The organism is Pigmentiphaga sp. CHJ604 (assembly GCF_036972535.1).
In the GTDB taxonomy this organism is placed as follows: domain Bacteria; phylum Pseudomonadota; class Gammaproteobacteria; order Burkholderiales; family Burkholderiaceae_B; genus Pigmentiphaga; species Pigmentiphaga daeguensis.
Window position 1 is genome coordinate 4,922,514 of record NZ_CP136998.1, and the last position, 14,684, is coordinate 4,937,197.

At 69.0% G+C, this 14,684-nt stretch carries 11 protein-coding genes; all 11 read right to left on the reverse strand.

Going from position 1 to position 14,684, the window contains the following annotated elements; genetic code table 11:
* Nucleotides 1–22: 22 nt before the first annotated feature.
* Nucleotides 23–526 (reverse strand): peroxiredoxin, encoded by a 504-nt coding sequence (locus R4823_RS23620; protein ID WP_087841728.1) that lies wholly within the window; start codon nucleotides 524–526, stop codon nucleotides 23–25.
* Between the two features lie 301 nt (nucleotides 527–827).
* Nucleotides 828–2,006: a cell division protein FtsZ gene (gene ftsZ / locus R4823_RS23625; protein WP_132980572.1), complete on the reverse strand. Its 1,179-nt coding sequence runs from the start codon at nucleotides 2,004–2,006 to the stop codon at nucleotides 828–830.
* A gap of 278 nt (nucleotides 2,007–2,284) precedes the next feature.
* Nucleotides 2,285–3,517 (reverse strand): cell division protein FtsA, encoded by a 1,233-nt coding sequence (gene ftsA, locus R4823_RS23630; protein ID WP_087841729.1) that lies wholly within the window; start codon nucleotides 3,515–3,517, stop codon nucleotides 2,285–2,287.
* Nucleotides 3,514–4,329: a cell division protein FtsQ/DivIB gene (locus R4823_RS23635; protein ID WP_087841730.1), complete on the reverse strand. Its 816-nt coding sequence runs from the start codon at nucleotides 4,327–4,329 to the stop codon at nucleotides 3,514–3,516. Before R4823_RS23635 ends, ftsA begins: the two co-directional genes overlap by 4 nt.
* Nucleotides 4,330–4,349: 20 nt before the next feature.
* The gene (locus tag R4823_RS23640; RefSeq protein WP_087841731.1) at nucleotides 4,350–5,294 is read right to left on the reverse strand and encodes a D-alanine--D-alanine ligase; all 945 of its coding nucleotides are present in this window, start codon (nucleotides 5,292–5,294) and stop codon (nucleotides 4,350–4,352) included.
* Nucleotides 5,291–6,730 (reverse strand): UDP-N-acetylmuramate--L-alanine ligase, encoded by a 1,440-nt coding sequence (gene murC, locus R4823_RS23645; RefSeq protein WP_087841732.1) that lies wholly within the window; start codon nucleotides 6,728–6,730, stop codon nucleotides 5,291–5,293. The genes R4823_RS23640 and murC overlap by 4 nt, the downstream gene beginning before the upstream one ends.
* Before the next feature lie 6 nt (nucleotides 6,731–6,736).
* On the reverse strand, nucleotides 6,737–7,804 hold the full coding sequence (murG, locus tag R4823_RS23650; RefSeq protein ID WP_279815617.1) for an undecaprenyldiphospho-muramoylpentapeptide beta-N-acetylglucosaminyltransferase: 1,068 nt from the start codon (nucleotides 7,802–7,804) through the stop codon (nucleotides 6,737–6,739).
* Nucleotides 7,801–8,994, reverse strand: a complete 1,194-nt coding sequence (gene ftsW / locus R4823_RS23655; protein ID WP_087841734.1) for a putative lipid II flippase FtsW — start codon at nucleotides 8,992–8,994, stop codon at nucleotides 7,801–7,803. The genes murG and ftsW overlap by 4 nt, the downstream gene beginning before the upstream one ends.
* 4 nt (nucleotides 8,995–8,998) lie before the next feature.
* Nucleotides 8,999–10,537 carry a UDP-N-acetylmuramoyl-L-alanine--D-glutamate ligase gene (gene murD / locus R4823_RS23660; protein ID WP_338616263.1) on the reverse strand — a complete coding sequence of 513 codons (1,539 nt, stop codon included), beginning with the start codon at nucleotides 10,535–10,537 and terminating at the stop codon, nucleotides 8,999–9,001.
* Between the two features lie 24 nt (nucleotides 10,538–10,561).
* Nucleotides 10,562–11,731 carry a phospho-N-acetylmuramoyl-pentapeptide-transferase gene (gene mraY / locus R4823_RS23665; RefSeq protein WP_087841735.1) on the reverse strand — a complete coding sequence of 390 codons (1,170 nt, stop codon included), beginning with the start codon at nucleotides 11,729–11,731 and terminating at the stop codon, nucleotides 10,562–10,564.
* A complete protein-coding gene (gene murF / locus R4823_RS23670; protein WP_338616265.1) occupies nucleotides 11,721–14,684 on the reverse strand; it encodes a bifunctional UDP-N-acetylmuramoyl-L-alanyl-D-glutamate--2,6-diaminopimelate ligase MurE/UDP-N-acetylmuramoyl-tripeptide--D-alanyl-D-alanine ligase MurF in 2,964 nt (987 codons plus the stop codon). Before murF ends, mraY begins: the two co-directional genes overlap by 11 nt.

Below are 14,684 nucleotides of genomic sequence, written 5' to 3' on the forward strand. Positions count from 1 at the left end.
CGCGGCCATCCCGGAAACGGAATTACAGCTGCTTGAGCAGGGTTTCCGCGTCGCTGACTTCGTACTTGCCGGGAGCTTCGACGTTCAGCACCTTGACGGCGCCGTCGTCCAGCAGCATGGAATAACGCTGCGAACGTACGCCCATGCCGCGCTCGGTCAGGTCGAATTCCAGGCCCAGCGCCTTGGTCCACTTGGCCGAGCCGTCGGCCAGCATGCGGATCTTGCCCTGGCTGCCCTGGTCCTTGGCCCAGGCACCCATCACGAACGCGTCGTTGGTGGCCACGCACCAGATCTCGTCCACGCCCTTGGCCTTCAGGGCATCATGGTTCTGCAGGTAGCTGGGCACGTGCTTGGCCGAGCAGGTGGGCGTGAAGGCGCCCGGCACGGCGAACACGGCAATCTTCTTGCCCTTGACCAGATCCGCGACCTGGAACGCGTTGGGGCCGAGCGAGCAGCCCTCGGTCTCCACGGCGATGAATTCGGTCAGGGTACCGTCGGGGACGCGATCACCTACTTTGATGGTCATGGAAGACTCCTAAAAAAATGTCCCCCCCTACGCGCTGACGCGCGCCCCCCAGGGGGCGAAACCGGCGGACTGGCAAAGCCAGATCCGCGGTTTCCTGGGTCTAGTGGGGACTGGTTGGGTTGTACCACCGGTGCTAGCGCAGGCAGCCTGCGAAGCAACAGCGCCAGGACCTCACGATACAGGAACTAGACCCAGGATGCGGTGGATCCGGCTTTGCCGGTCCACTCGCATCGCCCCCTGGGGGGCGCGCGTCAGCGCGTACGGGGGGCTCACCCACCCAGCAAGCGGATTGAGCCTTGGCTCAATCCGCTTGCTTGCGCAGGAAGGCGGGGATGTCCAGGTGCTCCATGCCCGAGCTTTCCAGCGCCTGCACGCGCATCGACGCATCCCGCGGGTTGCGGAAGACCGTGGGCGTGTCGTAGTCGTGGTAGTTGGTGCCACCCGCCTGCGCGTTGTAGGCCGGCACGTTGTCCGTGCCGGTACGCAGCTGCTGCATGGTGTTCTGCACCAGCTGCGGCTTGGCCTTGTTGCGGCCCAGGCCGGTCGCCACGACGGTCACGCGCAGGTCTTCGCCCATCGCATCGTCGTACGACACGCCGAAGATCACGGTGGCATCTTCCGCGGCATAGCTGCGGATGGTGTCCATGATCTCGCGGGTCTCGCGCATCTTCAGCGAACGGCTGGCGGTGATGTTGACCAGCACGCCGCGGGCGCCGTTCAGGTCGATGCCTTCCAGCAGCGGGCACGCGATGGCCTGCTCGGACGCCACGCGGGCGCGGTCCACGCCGCTCGCGATGCCGGTGCCCATCATGGCCTTGCCCTGCTCGCTCATGATGGTCTTGACGTCTTCGAAGTCGACGTTGACGTTGCCGTCCACGTTGATGATCTCGGCGATGCCGGCGCAGGCATTGTGCAGGATGTCGTCGGCCGACTTGAAGCAGTCTTCCTGCGTGGCGTCCTCGCCCAGCAGTTCGTACAGGTTCTCGTTCAGCACGACGATCAGCGAATGCACGTGCTGCGTCAGGGCCTCGATGCCTTCCTCGGCCATGCGCATGCGCTTGCTGCCCTCGAAGTTGAAGGGCTTGGTCACCACGGCCACGGTCAGGATGCCGAGCTCCTTGGCGACTTCGGCCACCACGGGGCCGGCACCGGTACCGGTGCCGCCGCCCATGCCGGCGGTGATGAACACCATGTTGGCGCCCTGCAGCGCGTCACGGATCTCTTCGCGGGCGGTCTCGGCGGCGGCGCGGCCCTGCTCGGGCTTGGCGCCGGCGCCCAGGCCGCTGCGGCCCAGGCGGATCTGCACCGGCGCATTGGTATGCGACAGCGCCTGCACGTCGGTGTTGGCGCAGATGAAGTCCACGCCCTGCACGCCGCGACGGATCATGTGGGCAACGGCGTTGCCGCCGGCGCCGCCCACGCCCACCACCTTGATGACCGTTCCACGGGTATCGGTGTCTAGCATTTCGAATTTCATAATGACCTCCGGGGGTTCTGGCGGATAAGTGGCGGCTGGGAAATGTGAAATGTGAAATGTGATCGGGCCGGAATCGACCATCTGACTGACCCCGCCTTGGGATCGCGCTTCACGTTTCACCTTCCCCGGTCACGCACCTCCTCGACTCATGTAAAAAACTGATTTGAACGAACTACTGGATACTCTGGACCTGCAACTGCACAGACTCAAAGAACGGGCACTGCTTCATCGGACTGCGAAGGACTGCACGATTCGGGCAACGTATGCGACGGGGGATCGCTTCAAAAATTCCCCAGGAACCACTCTTTCATACGAGAGAAAACCTGTGTGACATTTCCGGTCTGCTGCGCCACCTTGCGGCCGCGCACGCGCTGCAAGCGGGCCTCGGCCAGCAGCCCCATCACCGTCGAGAAGCGCGGGCTGCGGACCACGTCCGCCAGGCTGCCGGTGTACTCGGGCACGCCCAGCCGCACGGGCTTCAGGAAGATATCCTCCGCCAGTTCGACCACGCCGGGCATCTGCGAGGTGCCGCCGGTCAGCACGATGCCGGACGACAGCAGCTCGTCGTAGCCCGACTCGCGGATCACCTGCTGCACGAAGGTGAACAGCTCCTCGACGCGCGGCTCGATCACGGCGCCCAGCGCCTGGCGCGACAGCTGGCGCGGCCCGCGGTCGCCCAGCCCGGGCACTTCGATGCGCTCGTCGGGGCTGGCCAGCACCTGCTTGGCCACGCCGTAGCGCAGCTTGATCTCCTCGGCATCGGGCGTGGGCGTGCGCAGCGCCGCGGCGACGTCGCCGGTGATCTGGTCGCCGGCGATGGGAATGACCGCGGTGTGCCGGATCGCGCCGCCGGTGAAGATGGCGATGTCGGTGGTGCCGCCGCCGATGTCCACCAGGGCCACGCCCAGTTCCTTTTCGTCGGGCGTCAGGCAGGCCAGGCTCGAGGCCAGCGGCTGCAGGATCAGGTCCTGCACCTCCAGGCCGCAGCGGCGCACGCACTTGACGATGTTCTGGGCGGCACTGACCGCGCCAGTCACGATGTGCACCCGGACTTCCAGGCGGATCCCGCTCATGCCGATGGGCTCGCGGATGTCCTCCTGGCCGTCGACGATGAACTCCTGCGTCAGCACGTGCAGCACCTGCTGGTCGGTCGGGATGTTGATGGCCTTGGCGGTCTCGATGACGCGCGCGACGTCCGTGGCGGTGACTTCCTTGTCCTTGATCGCCACCATGCCGCTGGAATTGAAGCTGCGGATGTGGCTGCCGGCGATACCCGTGAAGACGTCCCGGATCTTGCAGTCGGCCATGAGCTCGGCCTCCTCCAGCGCGCGCTGGATGGAGTTGACCGTGGTTTCGATGTTGACGACCACGCCCTTGCGCATGCCGCGCGACTCATGCTGCCCGAGACCGAGCACTTCGAAGCGCCCTTCAGGCAGCATCTCGGCCACGACCGCCACCACCTTGCTGGTGCCGATGTCGAGGGCAACGATCAGATCCTTGGTTTCACGAGTCATGGTCTTTTCTGGTTAGGTTGCATGGTTGATGCAGGTTTCCTTGGATTCGGTTTGGCACTGGCCGGCGGCCGGGCGGTGGTGACCGCGAAGCCGTTCGGATAGCGCAGGTCCGCATGTTCCAGCTTGCCGATGCGCGATTCGATCACCGGAATCGCCTGCACGAAGCGCTGGACACGCGACTCCAGCGACGCGGTGTCCGTGCCGGGCGCGGTGGTCGGCTCGCGTCCCAGGTCGATGATCGCGCCATTGGACAACTCCACCTGCCAGGCATAGCGGGGCGTCAGCACCACCCGCAGCGGGTCGAGCTTGACCGGCGCGAACCAGCGCGTCAGCTCGGCGTAGCGCTGCGCCACCAGCTTTTCGGAGCCCTCCGGGCCGGCGAAGATCGGCAATTGCCGGTCGTCCTCGGCCTCGCCCAGGTTGGCGGTGAACGATTCGCCGTAGGTGTTGAGCAAGCGGTTCTCGTTCCACAGTCCCAGCGGCTGGTGCTCCTGTATGGTCACCACCAGCGAATTGGGCCATTGCCTGCGCAGCGACGCCTGCCGCACCCAGGGCACCGTCTCGAACACCTGGCGCATCTGCTCCAGGTCGGCGGTGAAAAAGTTGCCCGTCAGCCGGCCGGAGATGGCCGGATGCACGCTGGCTGGCGTCACATGCTGGAGCGTGCCGTCCTCGGCCTCGATCCAGATCGTCTGCAACGCGAACACCGGTCGCTGCGCCAGCCACAGCAGCGCGCACGCCGCCAGCACCAGCGCCGCGGCGAGGTACAGGGTATTGGCGATGAGATTCAGGGTACGGGAGTCGTTCCACACAGAGTGTCCGATTCAATCTCTTACGAAGACCGGCCTGAAACCTTGCAGCGGGCATCCTTCAGGATCTCCACGCACAGGGATTCGTAGTTCATGCCTTCGGCGGCGGCCGCCATGGGCACCAGGGAATGGCCGGTCATGCCGGGCGAGGTATTGACCTCCAGCAGATAGGGTTGGTTGTCGGCATCCAGCATCACGTCCACCCGGCCCCAGCCTTCGCAGCCCAGGACGCGATACGCGGCCTCGCTGATTTCCTGGACACGCTGGGTGACCGCGGGCGGCAGCTGCGCGGGGCACAGGTAGCGGGTGTCGTCGGTGAAATACTTGTGCTCGTAGTCGTAGTTCCCCTCGGGCGCCACGATCTCGACCACCGGCAAGGCCCGCGCCGAGGCGCCGGTACCCAGGATGGCCACGGTCAGCTCGCGGCCCTGGATGAAGGCCTCGGCCAGGACCTGCTCGTCGTACTCGGCCGCCAGGTCGTAGGCCGCGCGCATGCCGGCCAGGTCCGTGACCTTGGTCACGCCTATGGTGGAGCCTTCGTGCGGCGGCTTGACGATCAGCGGCAGGCCCAGGCGGGCGGCCACCGCGGCCAGGTCGGACCGGCGGTCCAGTGTCTCGAAGCGCGGCGTGGGCAGCCCTTCGTGGACCCAGATGCGCTTGGTCATGGTCTTGTCCATGGCCAGCGCGGAAGCCAGCGGCCCGCTGCCGGTATAGGGCACCCGCAACAGTTCCAGCGCGCCCTGGATCGTGCCGTCCTCGCCATAGCGTCCATGCAGGGCGATGAAGACGCGGTCGAAGCGCTCCTCGGCCAGCTCGGCCAGCGAGCGCACGCCGGTGTCGAACAGGTGCGCCTCGATGCCCGCGCTGCGCAGGGCCTTGTGCACGCCGGTGCCGGACATGATGGACACGTCGCGCTCGGCGGACTTCCCTCCGTACAGCACTCCGACCTTGCCGAATTGCGCGCTCATTGCGGTATCCCTTCCTGATCCGATGCCGGAGCGAACAGCGCTCCCATTCTTGCCGGCATGCTTCCGATGGAGCCGGCGCCCATCGCGATGACGATGTCGCCGTCGCGCGCGAAATCCGCGATGGTCTGCGGCATGTCGGCGATGTCCTCGACGAACACCGGCTCGACCTTGCCGGCCACGCGCACGGCGCGGGCCAGCGAGCGGCCATCCGCCGCCACGATGGGCGGTTCGCCCGCGGCGTAGACCTCGGCCAGCAGCAGGGCATCGGCCGTACCCAGCACTTTGACGAAATCCTCGAAGCAATCCCGTGTGCGTGTGTAACGATGGGGCTGGAACGCCAGCACGATGCGCTGGTGCGGGTAGGCGCCGCGCGCCGCCGCCAGCGTGGCGGCCATTTCCACCGGGTGGTGGCCGTAGTCGTCGATCAGCGTGAAGCTGCCGCCGCCGTGTTCGGCCTTCACCGGGAATACGCCCGCCTGCGTGAAGCGGCGATTGACGCCCTTGAACGCCGCCAGGGCCTCGCGGATGGCGTCGTCCGGCACGCCCAGCTCGGTCGCCACCGCGATGGTCGCCAGCGCGTTGCGCACGTTGTGCTCGCCGGGCAGGTTCAAGGTGATGTCCAGCGGCGGCAGTTCGACCTGCCGGTCGCGCCGCCTGACGGTGAAGCACATGCGCGGACCGTCGGTGCGGACGTCGGTCGCGCGCACCTGCGCATCGGCGGCGAAGCCGTAGGTCGTGACCGGCCGCGAGACGAAAGGCAGGATTTCGCGCACGTTGGCGTCGTCGATGCACAGCACCGCGGTGCCGTAGAACGGCATCCGCTGCGTGAATTCCACGAACGCGCTCTTGAGCCGCGCGAAATCGTGGCCGTAGGTATCCATGTGGTCGGCGTCGATGTTGGTGATCACCGACATGACCGGCAGCAGGTTCAGGAACGAGGCATCCGATTCGTCGGCCTCGACCACGATGAACTCGCCCTGCCCCAGCTTGGCGTTGGCTCCCGCCGAATTCAGGCGCCCGCCGATGACGAAGGTCGGATCCAGCCCGCCCGCCGCCAGGACGCTGGCGATCAGGCTGGTGGTGGTGGTCTTGCCGTGCGTGCCCGCCACCGCGATGCCGCGCTTCAGGCGCATCAGCTCGGCCAGCATGACCGCTCGCGGCACGACCGGGATGCGCTTGTTGCGCGCGGCGATCACTTCCGGGTTGTTGCCCGCGACCGCGGTGGAGGTGACGATGGCGTCCACCCCCTCGACGTTGCCGGCGCTGTGGCCCTGCGTGATGTGCGCGCCCAGCTCCGCCAGCCGGCGAGTGGTCGCGTTGTCGGCCAGGTCGGATCCGCTGATGCGGTAGCCGAGGTTCAACAGCACCTCGGCGATCCCGCTCATGCCGGAGCCGCCTATGCCAACGAAATGGATGTGTCGGATTCGATGTCTCATGATGTGTCAGCGTCGCGCCGCCGCCTCGCAGATGTCGGCGATCCGCTCGGTGGCGAGCGGATGCGCCAGCGCTCGCGCGCGGGTCGCGGTTTCGGCCAGTTCGGCCCGTGTGCGTTGGCGCAGCCAGTCGGCCAGCCACTCGGCCGTCAGGGCCGATTGCGGCTGCAGCCATCCGGCCTGCGCATCGCTCAGATATCTGGCATTGGTGGTCTGGTGGTCGTCCACCGCGTGCGGGAACGGCACGAACAGGGCCGCCACGCCCGCTGCGCAAACCTCGGCCACCGTCATCGCGCCGGAGCGGCAGATGACCAGGTCGGCCTCGGCATAGGCGGATGCCATGTCGGCGATGAACGCGCGGCAGTCGGCGTCCACTCCCGCCCGGGCATACGCCGTGCGCAATTCCTCGATGTGCTTTTCGCCCGCCTGGTGCACCACCTGCGGACGCGCGTCCGCCGGCAGCATCGCCAGGGCGGCGGGCACGGTGCCGTTGAGCGCCTGCGCCCCCAGGCTGCCGCCCACGACCAGCAGGCGCAGCGGACCGGCGTGGCCGGCGAAGCGCTCGGCCGGCGGAGCCACGGCGGCCACCTCGGGCCGCACGGGATTGCCGGTCAGCTCGCCGGGCAAGGCTCCGGGAAAAGCGGTCAGCACCTTGCTGGCCCAGCGCGCCAGCACCCGGTTGGTCATGCCGGCCACCGAATTCTGTTCGTGCACGACCAGCGGCGTGCCCCGCAGCCTCGCCATCAATCCACCCGGCAGCGCCACGTAGCCGCCCATGCCGAGCACCACATCGGGACGGTAGCGGCGCAACGCCGACAGGGCCTGCGCCGCGGCGCGGGCCAGCGTGAACGGCAGCTTGAGCAGCGTGGCCAGGCCCTTGCCCCGCACGCCGGAAAAACGCACGGGCGCCATCGGGATGCCCTGGGGCGGCACGAGCCGGCCTTCCATGGCGTCCGGATTGCCCATCCACACCACGTTCCAGCCGCGCGCGCGCAGCGCGCCGGCCACCGCCAGTCCCGGCATGATGTGGCCGCCGGTGCCGCCGGCCATGACCATCAGCGTGCGCGGCGCGTTCATAGCCGCCCTCCGCGCATCAGGATGCGGTTCTCGTAGTCCACCCGCATCAGCACGGCCAGCGCCGCCATGTTGGCGATGATGCCCGAGCCGCCGAAACTCATGAAGGGCAGCGTCAGCCCCTTGGTTGGCAAGAGGCCCAGGTTCACGCCCATGTTGATCAGCGCCTGCACGCCTATCCACAGGACCACGCCTTTGGCGACGAGACCGCTGAACACGCGGTCCATGGCGATGGCCTGGCGGCCGATCTCGAAGCCCCGGCGCACGATCACGAAGAACAGCGTGATCACGACCAGCACCCCGACGAACCCGAGTTCTTCGCCGATCACGGCCAGCAGGAAGTCGGTGTGCGCCTCCGGCAGGTAGTGCAGTTTTTCCACGCTGGCGCCCAGGCCCACGCCGAACCATTCGCCGCGGCCGAAGGCGATCAGCGAATGCGACAACTGGTAGGCCTTGCCCAGCGCGTTGGCCTCGGTCCAGGGATCCAGGTAGGCGAACAGCCGCTCGCGCCGCCAGGGCGCGGCCCAGATCAGCAGCAGGAAGGTCGACACCAGCACGGCGGTTAGGCCGCCGAACAGCTTGCCGTTGATGCCGCCCAGGAACAGGATGCCCATCGAGATCGCGACGATGACCACGAAGGCGCCCAGGTCGGGTTCGAGCAGCAGCAAGAGACCCGTGGCCGCCATCGCGCAGGCCATGGGCAGGAAGCCGCGCACGAAGTTCTGCATGTAGGCCTGCTTGCGCACGGTGTAGTCGGCGGCGTAGATCAGCACGGCCAGCTTCATCAGCTCGGAGGGCTGGAAGTTGACGAAGCCCAGCGGCAGCCAGCGGTGCGAGCCGTTCACTTCCTTGCCGATGCCGGGAATCAGCACCGCCACGAGCAGGAACAGGGCCACGCCGAACACCGGCATCGAGAATTTCTGCCATACGTCCATGCGGATCGTGAACGTGGCGGCGGCCACCACCACGCCCAGCGTCAGGTACAGCGCGTGGCGGACCAGGAAATAGTAGTTGCCGTAATTGGCGAACTTGGGCGAGTCGGACAGCGTGACCGACGCGGAATACACCATGACCAGCCCGAGCAGCAGCAGCGCCAGGGCCGAGGTGACCAGCGCGGCGTCGTAGTTCAGCATCCGCGTGCGGCTGGGCCGCACGGCGTTGACGCTACCGGTGAGTTCGGCGAACAGGCTCATCGGGCTACACCTCCCCCCGGTCGGCAGCTAACGTCTGCACGGCATCGACGAACCGGTCGGCGCGGTGCTTGTAGTCGCGGAACATGTCGAAGCTGGCGCAGGCCGGCGACAGCAGCACGGCATCGCCCGGTTGCGCGAGGTCCAGGGCAGTGCGCACGGCGGCGTCCAGGTCCTGGCCGGTGGCCAGCGGCACGCCGGTGTCCTTCAGCGCCTCGGCGATCAGCGGCCCGTCGCGGCCGATCAGGACCACGGCGCGCGCATGCAAGGCCACGGCGCGGGCCAGCGGCGAGAAATCCTGGCCCTTGCCGACGCCGCCGGCGATCAGCACGCTGCGCTGGCCCAGTCCCTCCAGCGCGGCGACGGTCGCGCCCACGTTGGTGCCCTTGCTGTCGTCGATGAAATCGACGCCGGCGATGCCGCGCACGAACTCGACGCGATGCGGCTCGCCCCGGTATTCGCGCACCGCGCGCAGCAGCGGCGCCCACGGCAGCCCCAGGCTGCGCGCCAGCAGCAGCGCCGCCTGGACGTTCAGGGCGTTGTGCAGGCCCCGGATCAGCAACGCGTCGACCGGCATCAGCCGGTTCACCCGTCCATCGGGACGGGTCACGACCTCGCCCTTCTTGCGCTTGGGCGGCGGCGCGTCGAAATCCTCGGCCGCCGCCTCGGCCAGCCAGGCCACGCCATGGCTGTGGTCCAGCCCCAGGTCGCCCGTGGCCACCGGTGCCTCGCGTCCGAAACCGCGCACGTGCTCCGCGTCCAGCCGCTCGACCATGGCCGCCACCCGGGCATCGTCGCGATTGACCACGGCTACCGACGAGGCCGCGAGCAGCCGGGCCTTGGCGGCGCCATAGGCGCGCATGTCGCCGTGCCAGTCCAGGTGGTCCTGGGTCAGGTTCAGCACCGCGCCCGCGTCGGGCCGCAGGCTGTGCGTGGTTTCCAGCTGGAAGCTCGACAGTTCCAGCACCCAGACGTCTGGCAGGCGGTCCTCGTCCAGCGCGGCCATCAGCGCGGTCAGCGCGGCCGGGCTGATGTTGCCGGCCACCGCCACGGTACGGCCGGCGGCCTCGACCAGATGGCCCGTCAGTGCGCAGACGGTCGTCTTGCCGTTGGTGCCGGTCACCGCCAGCACGCGCGGCGCGTACGACCTGGAGACGGCCAGCTCGGCCAGGGCCAGCGCGAACAGCTCGATCTCGCCGATGACCGGGATCCCGCGTTCGCGGGCGGCGCCGACCAGGTCGCCCGCGGGCGCCGCGTGCGGCGGCAGGCCCGGGCTGATGACGACGCGCTCGACGCCTTCGAGCAGGGCGGGATCGAAGACGCTCACGCCGCCGTTGTCCCGCATGGCGCCCGCGCCCAGCCGGAACTCGGCGTGCGGCGCGGCTTCCCGCAGGGCCTGCAAACCCGCCGGCTCGGCGCGCGAGTCGGCCACGCGCAGGCCCCCGCCCGCCCGCGCGCACCAGCGCACGGCGGCCGCGCCCGATTCGCCCAGGCCCAGGACCAGGGTGAACGGCGCTTGCGCGGCGGTTTCAACGGGGGTTTGCATGTTCAGCGATTCGTCCGACACGGTTCAACGCAACTTCAACGTCGCCAGTCCGATCAGCACCAGCATCATGGTGATGATCCAGAACCGGACGACGACCTGGGTTTCCTTCCAGCCGCTGACCTCGAAGTGATGGTGCAGCGGCGCCATCTTGAATATCCGCCGGCCCTGGCCGTAGCGTTTCTTGGTGTACTTGAACCAGCTCACCTGCAGGATGACCGACAGCGTCTCGACCACGAACACCCCGCCCATGATGAAGAGCACGATCTCCTGCCGCACGATCACGGCCATGGTGCCCAGCGCGCCGCCCAGCGCCAGCGCGCCGACGTCACCCATGAAGACCTGGGCCGGATAGGCGTTGAACCACAGGAAGGCCAGCCCCGCGCCCCCCAGCGCGGCGCAGATCACCATCAGTTCGGATGCGCCCGGGATGTACGGAAACAGCAGGTAGCGGGAATAGTCGACGCGGCCCACGACGTAGGCGAACACGCCCAGCGCGGTGCCCACCAGCACCGTGGGCATGATGGCCAGGCCGTCCAGTCCGTCGGTCAGGTTGACCGCGTTGCTGCTGCCCACGATCACCGCCCAGGTCAGCGCGATGAAGCCGATCACGCCCAGCGGATAGCTCACGCTCTTGAAGAACGGCACGATCAGGTCGGCGCGCGGCGGCAGGTGGTAGCCGAATCCGCCCGAGATCCAGTCGACGAACAGCGACCAGGTGCCGCCGGCATCCGGCGCCGAAATGGCGAAGGCCAGGTACACCGACGCGACCAGACCGATCAGCGTCTGCCAGAAGAACTTCTCGCGCGCCGGCATGCCTTCCGGATCCCGGCGCACGACCTTGCGGTAGTCGTCCGACCAGCCGATCCAGCCGAAGCCGAAGGTGACCAGCAGCACGACCCAGACGAAGCGGTTGCTCCAGTCGGCCCACAGCAGCGTCGAGACGCCGATGGAGATCAGGATCAGCGCGCCGCCCATGGTGGGCGTGCCGCTCTTGATCAGGTGGGTTTCGGGGCCGTAGGTGCGGACGGCCTGGCCGATCTTGAGCGCGGTGAGCTTGCGTATCACCCAGGGGCCCGCCATCAGGCCGATGAGCAGCGACGTCGCGCACGCGAGCACCGCGCGCAACGTGATGTAGCTGAACACCGAGAAAGCCCGGTAATCCTCGGACAACCACTGGGCCAGTTCAAGCAGCATGCTTATTACCAATAGAAGAATGATCCGACGGGGGGCCGGCCTGCAACGCCTGCACCACCCGCTCCATGCGCATGAAACGCGAGCCCTTCACCAACACCGACGCGGGGCCGGCCGCCATCACGGCGGGCGCCACCTGCTCGACCGCGTCGGCATGCATGCCGCCGGCACCGAAGGCCTGCACCGAGTCGCGCGTCGCCTCGCCCAGCGCGAACAGCGCGTCGATGCCGCGCTCCCGGGCATAGGCGCCGACCTCGGCGTGCATGGCCGGCCCCTGGTCGCCCACCTCGCCCATGTCGCCCAGCACCAGCACCCGCGGCTGAGGCAGCGTGGCCAGCACGTCGATCGCGGCGCGCACCGAGTCGGGGTTGGCGTTGTAGGTGTCGTCGATCAGCAGCGCCCCGCCGTGCAGGCGGTGCCGCTGCATGCGGCCCTTGACCGGCGCGAACTCGGCCAGGCCGCGGGCGATGACGTCCAGTTCCATGCCCGCCGCCAGCGCGCACGCGGCGGCGGCCAGCGCGTTGCGCACGTTGTGCAGGCCGGCCGCGGCCAGCGCGACCTCGGCCTGGCCGCCGGGCGTGCGCAGCTGGAAGCGGGTCTCGAAGGCATCCAGCCGCAGGTTCGCGGCAGAGACCTCGACCTCGCCCGACAGGCCGAAGCGCAGGCAGCGGCGCGTGCCGGCCAGCTCGGCCCACACGGGGGTATAGGGATCGTCGCCGGGAAACACGGCGATACCGTCGGCAGCCAGGGCCGAGATGACGGCGCCGTTCTCGCGCGCCACCGCCTCGACCGTGTGCATGAATTCCTGGTGCTCGCGCTGGGCGTTGTTGACCAGCGCCACGGTGGGAGCGGCGATGCGCGACAGTTCGGCGATCTCGCCGGGATGGTTCATGCCCAGCTCGATGACGGCGCAGCGATGCGCGCCGCGCAGCCGCATCAGCGTGAGCGGCACGCCGATCTCGTTGTTCAGGTTGCCCTGCGTCGCCAGCCGGCCGTCGGCGCCATGGCGCGCGGCGAAGATGGCGGCGATCATTTCCTTGGTGGTGGTCTTGCCGTTGCTGCCGGTCACGCCCACCACCGGAATCGCGAATCGCCCGCGCCAGGCGGCCGCCAGGTCGCCCAGGGCGCGGCGGGTATCGGCCACCACGACCTGCGGCATCCCGGCACCATCGACCGGACGCTGTACCACGGCCGCCACCGCGCCCGCCTCGTGCGCCGCGCGCACATAGGCATGGCCATCGAAACGCTCGCCGCTCAAGGCGAAGAACAATTCGCCGGCGGCCACGTTGCGCGAGTCGCTGCCGACATGGGAGAAAGCCACGCGGTCGGCGCCGGCCTCGCCATGCACGACCCCGCGCATGGCCTGCGCCGCGTCGGCCACCGTCATCAGCCCGCCGGCGGTGGGAGCGGCGCGATAGGCCGCCAGGACGGCCTCGGCCTGCTCGACGTCCGAGAACGGATGGCGAACGCCGTCGATCTCCTGATAGGCCTCGTGGCCCTTGCCCGCCAGCAGGACGACGTCGTCGGGCCCGGCCTGGAAGACGGCTTCCCGGATGGCAAGGGCGCGGTCGGGCTGGACCCGCACGGCGCTGCCCGCGGGCACGCCGGCCAGGATTTGCTCGATGATGGCCTGGGGCCGCTCGCTGCGGGGATTGTCGCTGGTCACCACCACCAGATCGGCATGGGCGCACGCCACCTGGGCCATCTGCGGCCGCTTGCCGGGATCGCGGTCGCCGCCGCAACCGAATACACATATCCGCCGGCCGCCGCGCGTCCGGGCCACCGGCACGAGAGCGTCGAGCGCACGCGTCAGGGCGTCCGGCGTGTGCGCGTAGTCCACCACGACCAGCGGCCCGCCCTCGCCCGGGGCGCGGCCCGGCGCCGACACCGCCTGCAGCCGGCCGGCCGCCGCCTGGGCGGACGCCAGCGCGGACGACACGCGCTGCACGCTCCATCCGAGCTCGAGCAGCACGCCCGCCATCGCCAGCAGGTTCGAGACGTTGTGCTCGCCCAGCAGCGGCGTGGCGATCTGCACCGCGTGGGCTTGCCAGTTCAAGGTGAAGACCATTCCGCTGCCGGTGGCATGCAGGTCGGAGGCGCGCAGCACCCGGGGCGCCGCATCACCGGCTTGCGCCGGTTCCAGCGTATAGGCGGTCAGCGCCACGGACCGGCCGCTGGCCTGGAGCGAGGCTAACAGCCGCCGGCCGGCCTCGTCGTCCTGGTTCACGACCGCCGCGGCCACGCCCGGCCACGAGAACAGCCTCGCCTTTTCGGCCTCGTAGGCGGCCATGTCCGGGTGGTAGTCCAGATGGTCGCGGGTCAGGTTGGTGAAGGCGGCGATGTCCACGTGCAGCCCGTCCAGCCGTCCTTCGGCGATGCCGATGGACGACGCCTCGATCGCGACCGCCGCGACGCCATCGCGCCGCATGTCGGCCAGGGCGCGGTGCAGGGCCACGGCGTCGGGCGTGGTCAGGCCGGTGGCCAGCGCGCGCGAGCCGCCGTCCGGTCCGGGGATCTGGATGCCCAGCGTGCCGATCACGCCGCAGGGCATGCCGCCGACGGTCAGCGCGCGCGCGATCCACTGCGTGCACGAGGTCTTGCCGTTGGTCCCGGTGACGGCGATCACCTTCATGTCGCGCGAAGGATCGCCGTACCAGCCGGACGCGACGACACCCAGCGCGGCCTTCAGGCCCGCCGCCGGCAGCGCCGGAATACCGCGTTCGGCCAGGTCCCGCTTGAGCGCGGCCGTGCGGTCGGCCGCGGTGTCCTCGAACACCACCGCGCTCGCGCCACGCTCGAGCGCCTGGCCGATGAAGTCGCGGCCGTCGCTGCGGGCGCCCGCGTAGGCCAGGAAGATGTCGCCCACCTGCACTGCCCTGGAGTCCAGGCGCAAATGCGAACCTGGAGAGGCATGCTTGCGCAGCCACTCCAGGATGGAGGCGGGAGACGTCGCCAT

Bases quoted from the DNA above. Each gene is read 5' to 3' on its own strand.
- murG (WP_279815617.1), bottom strand. From the start codon at position 7,804: ATGAACGCGCCGCGCACGCTGATGGTCATGGCCGGCGGCACCGGCGGC.
- R4823_RS23620 (WP_087841728.1), bottom strand. From the start codon at position 526: ATGACCATCAAAGTAGGTGATCGCGTCCCCGACGGTACCCTGACCGAA.
- mraY (WP_087841735.1), bottom strand. From the start codon at position 11,731: ATGCTGCTTGAACTGGCCCAGTGGTTGTCCGAGGATTACCGGGCTTTC.
- ftsA (WP_087841729.1), bottom strand. From the start codon at position 3,517: ATGACTCGTGAAACCAAGGATCTGATCGTTGCCCTCGACATCGGCACC.
- R4823_RS23640 (WP_087841731.1), bottom strand. From the start codon at position 5,294: ATGAGCGCGCAATTCGGCAAGGTCGGAGTGCTGTACGGAGGGAAGTCC.
- ftsW (WP_087841734.1), bottom strand. From the start codon at position 8,994: ATGAGCCTGTTCGCCGAACTCACCGGTAGCGTCAACGCCGTGCGGCCC.
- murD (WP_338616263.1), bottom strand. From the start codon at position 10,537: ATGCAAACCCCCGTTGAAACCGCCGCGCAAGCGCCGTTCACCCTGGTC.
- murF (WP_338616265.1), bottom strand. From the start codon at position 14,684: ATGGCGACGTCTCCCGCCTCCATCCTGGAGTGGCTGCGCAAGCATGCC.
- murC (WP_087841732.1), bottom strand. From the start codon at position 6,730: ATGAGACATCGAATCCGACACATCCATTTCGTTGGCATAGGCGGCTCC.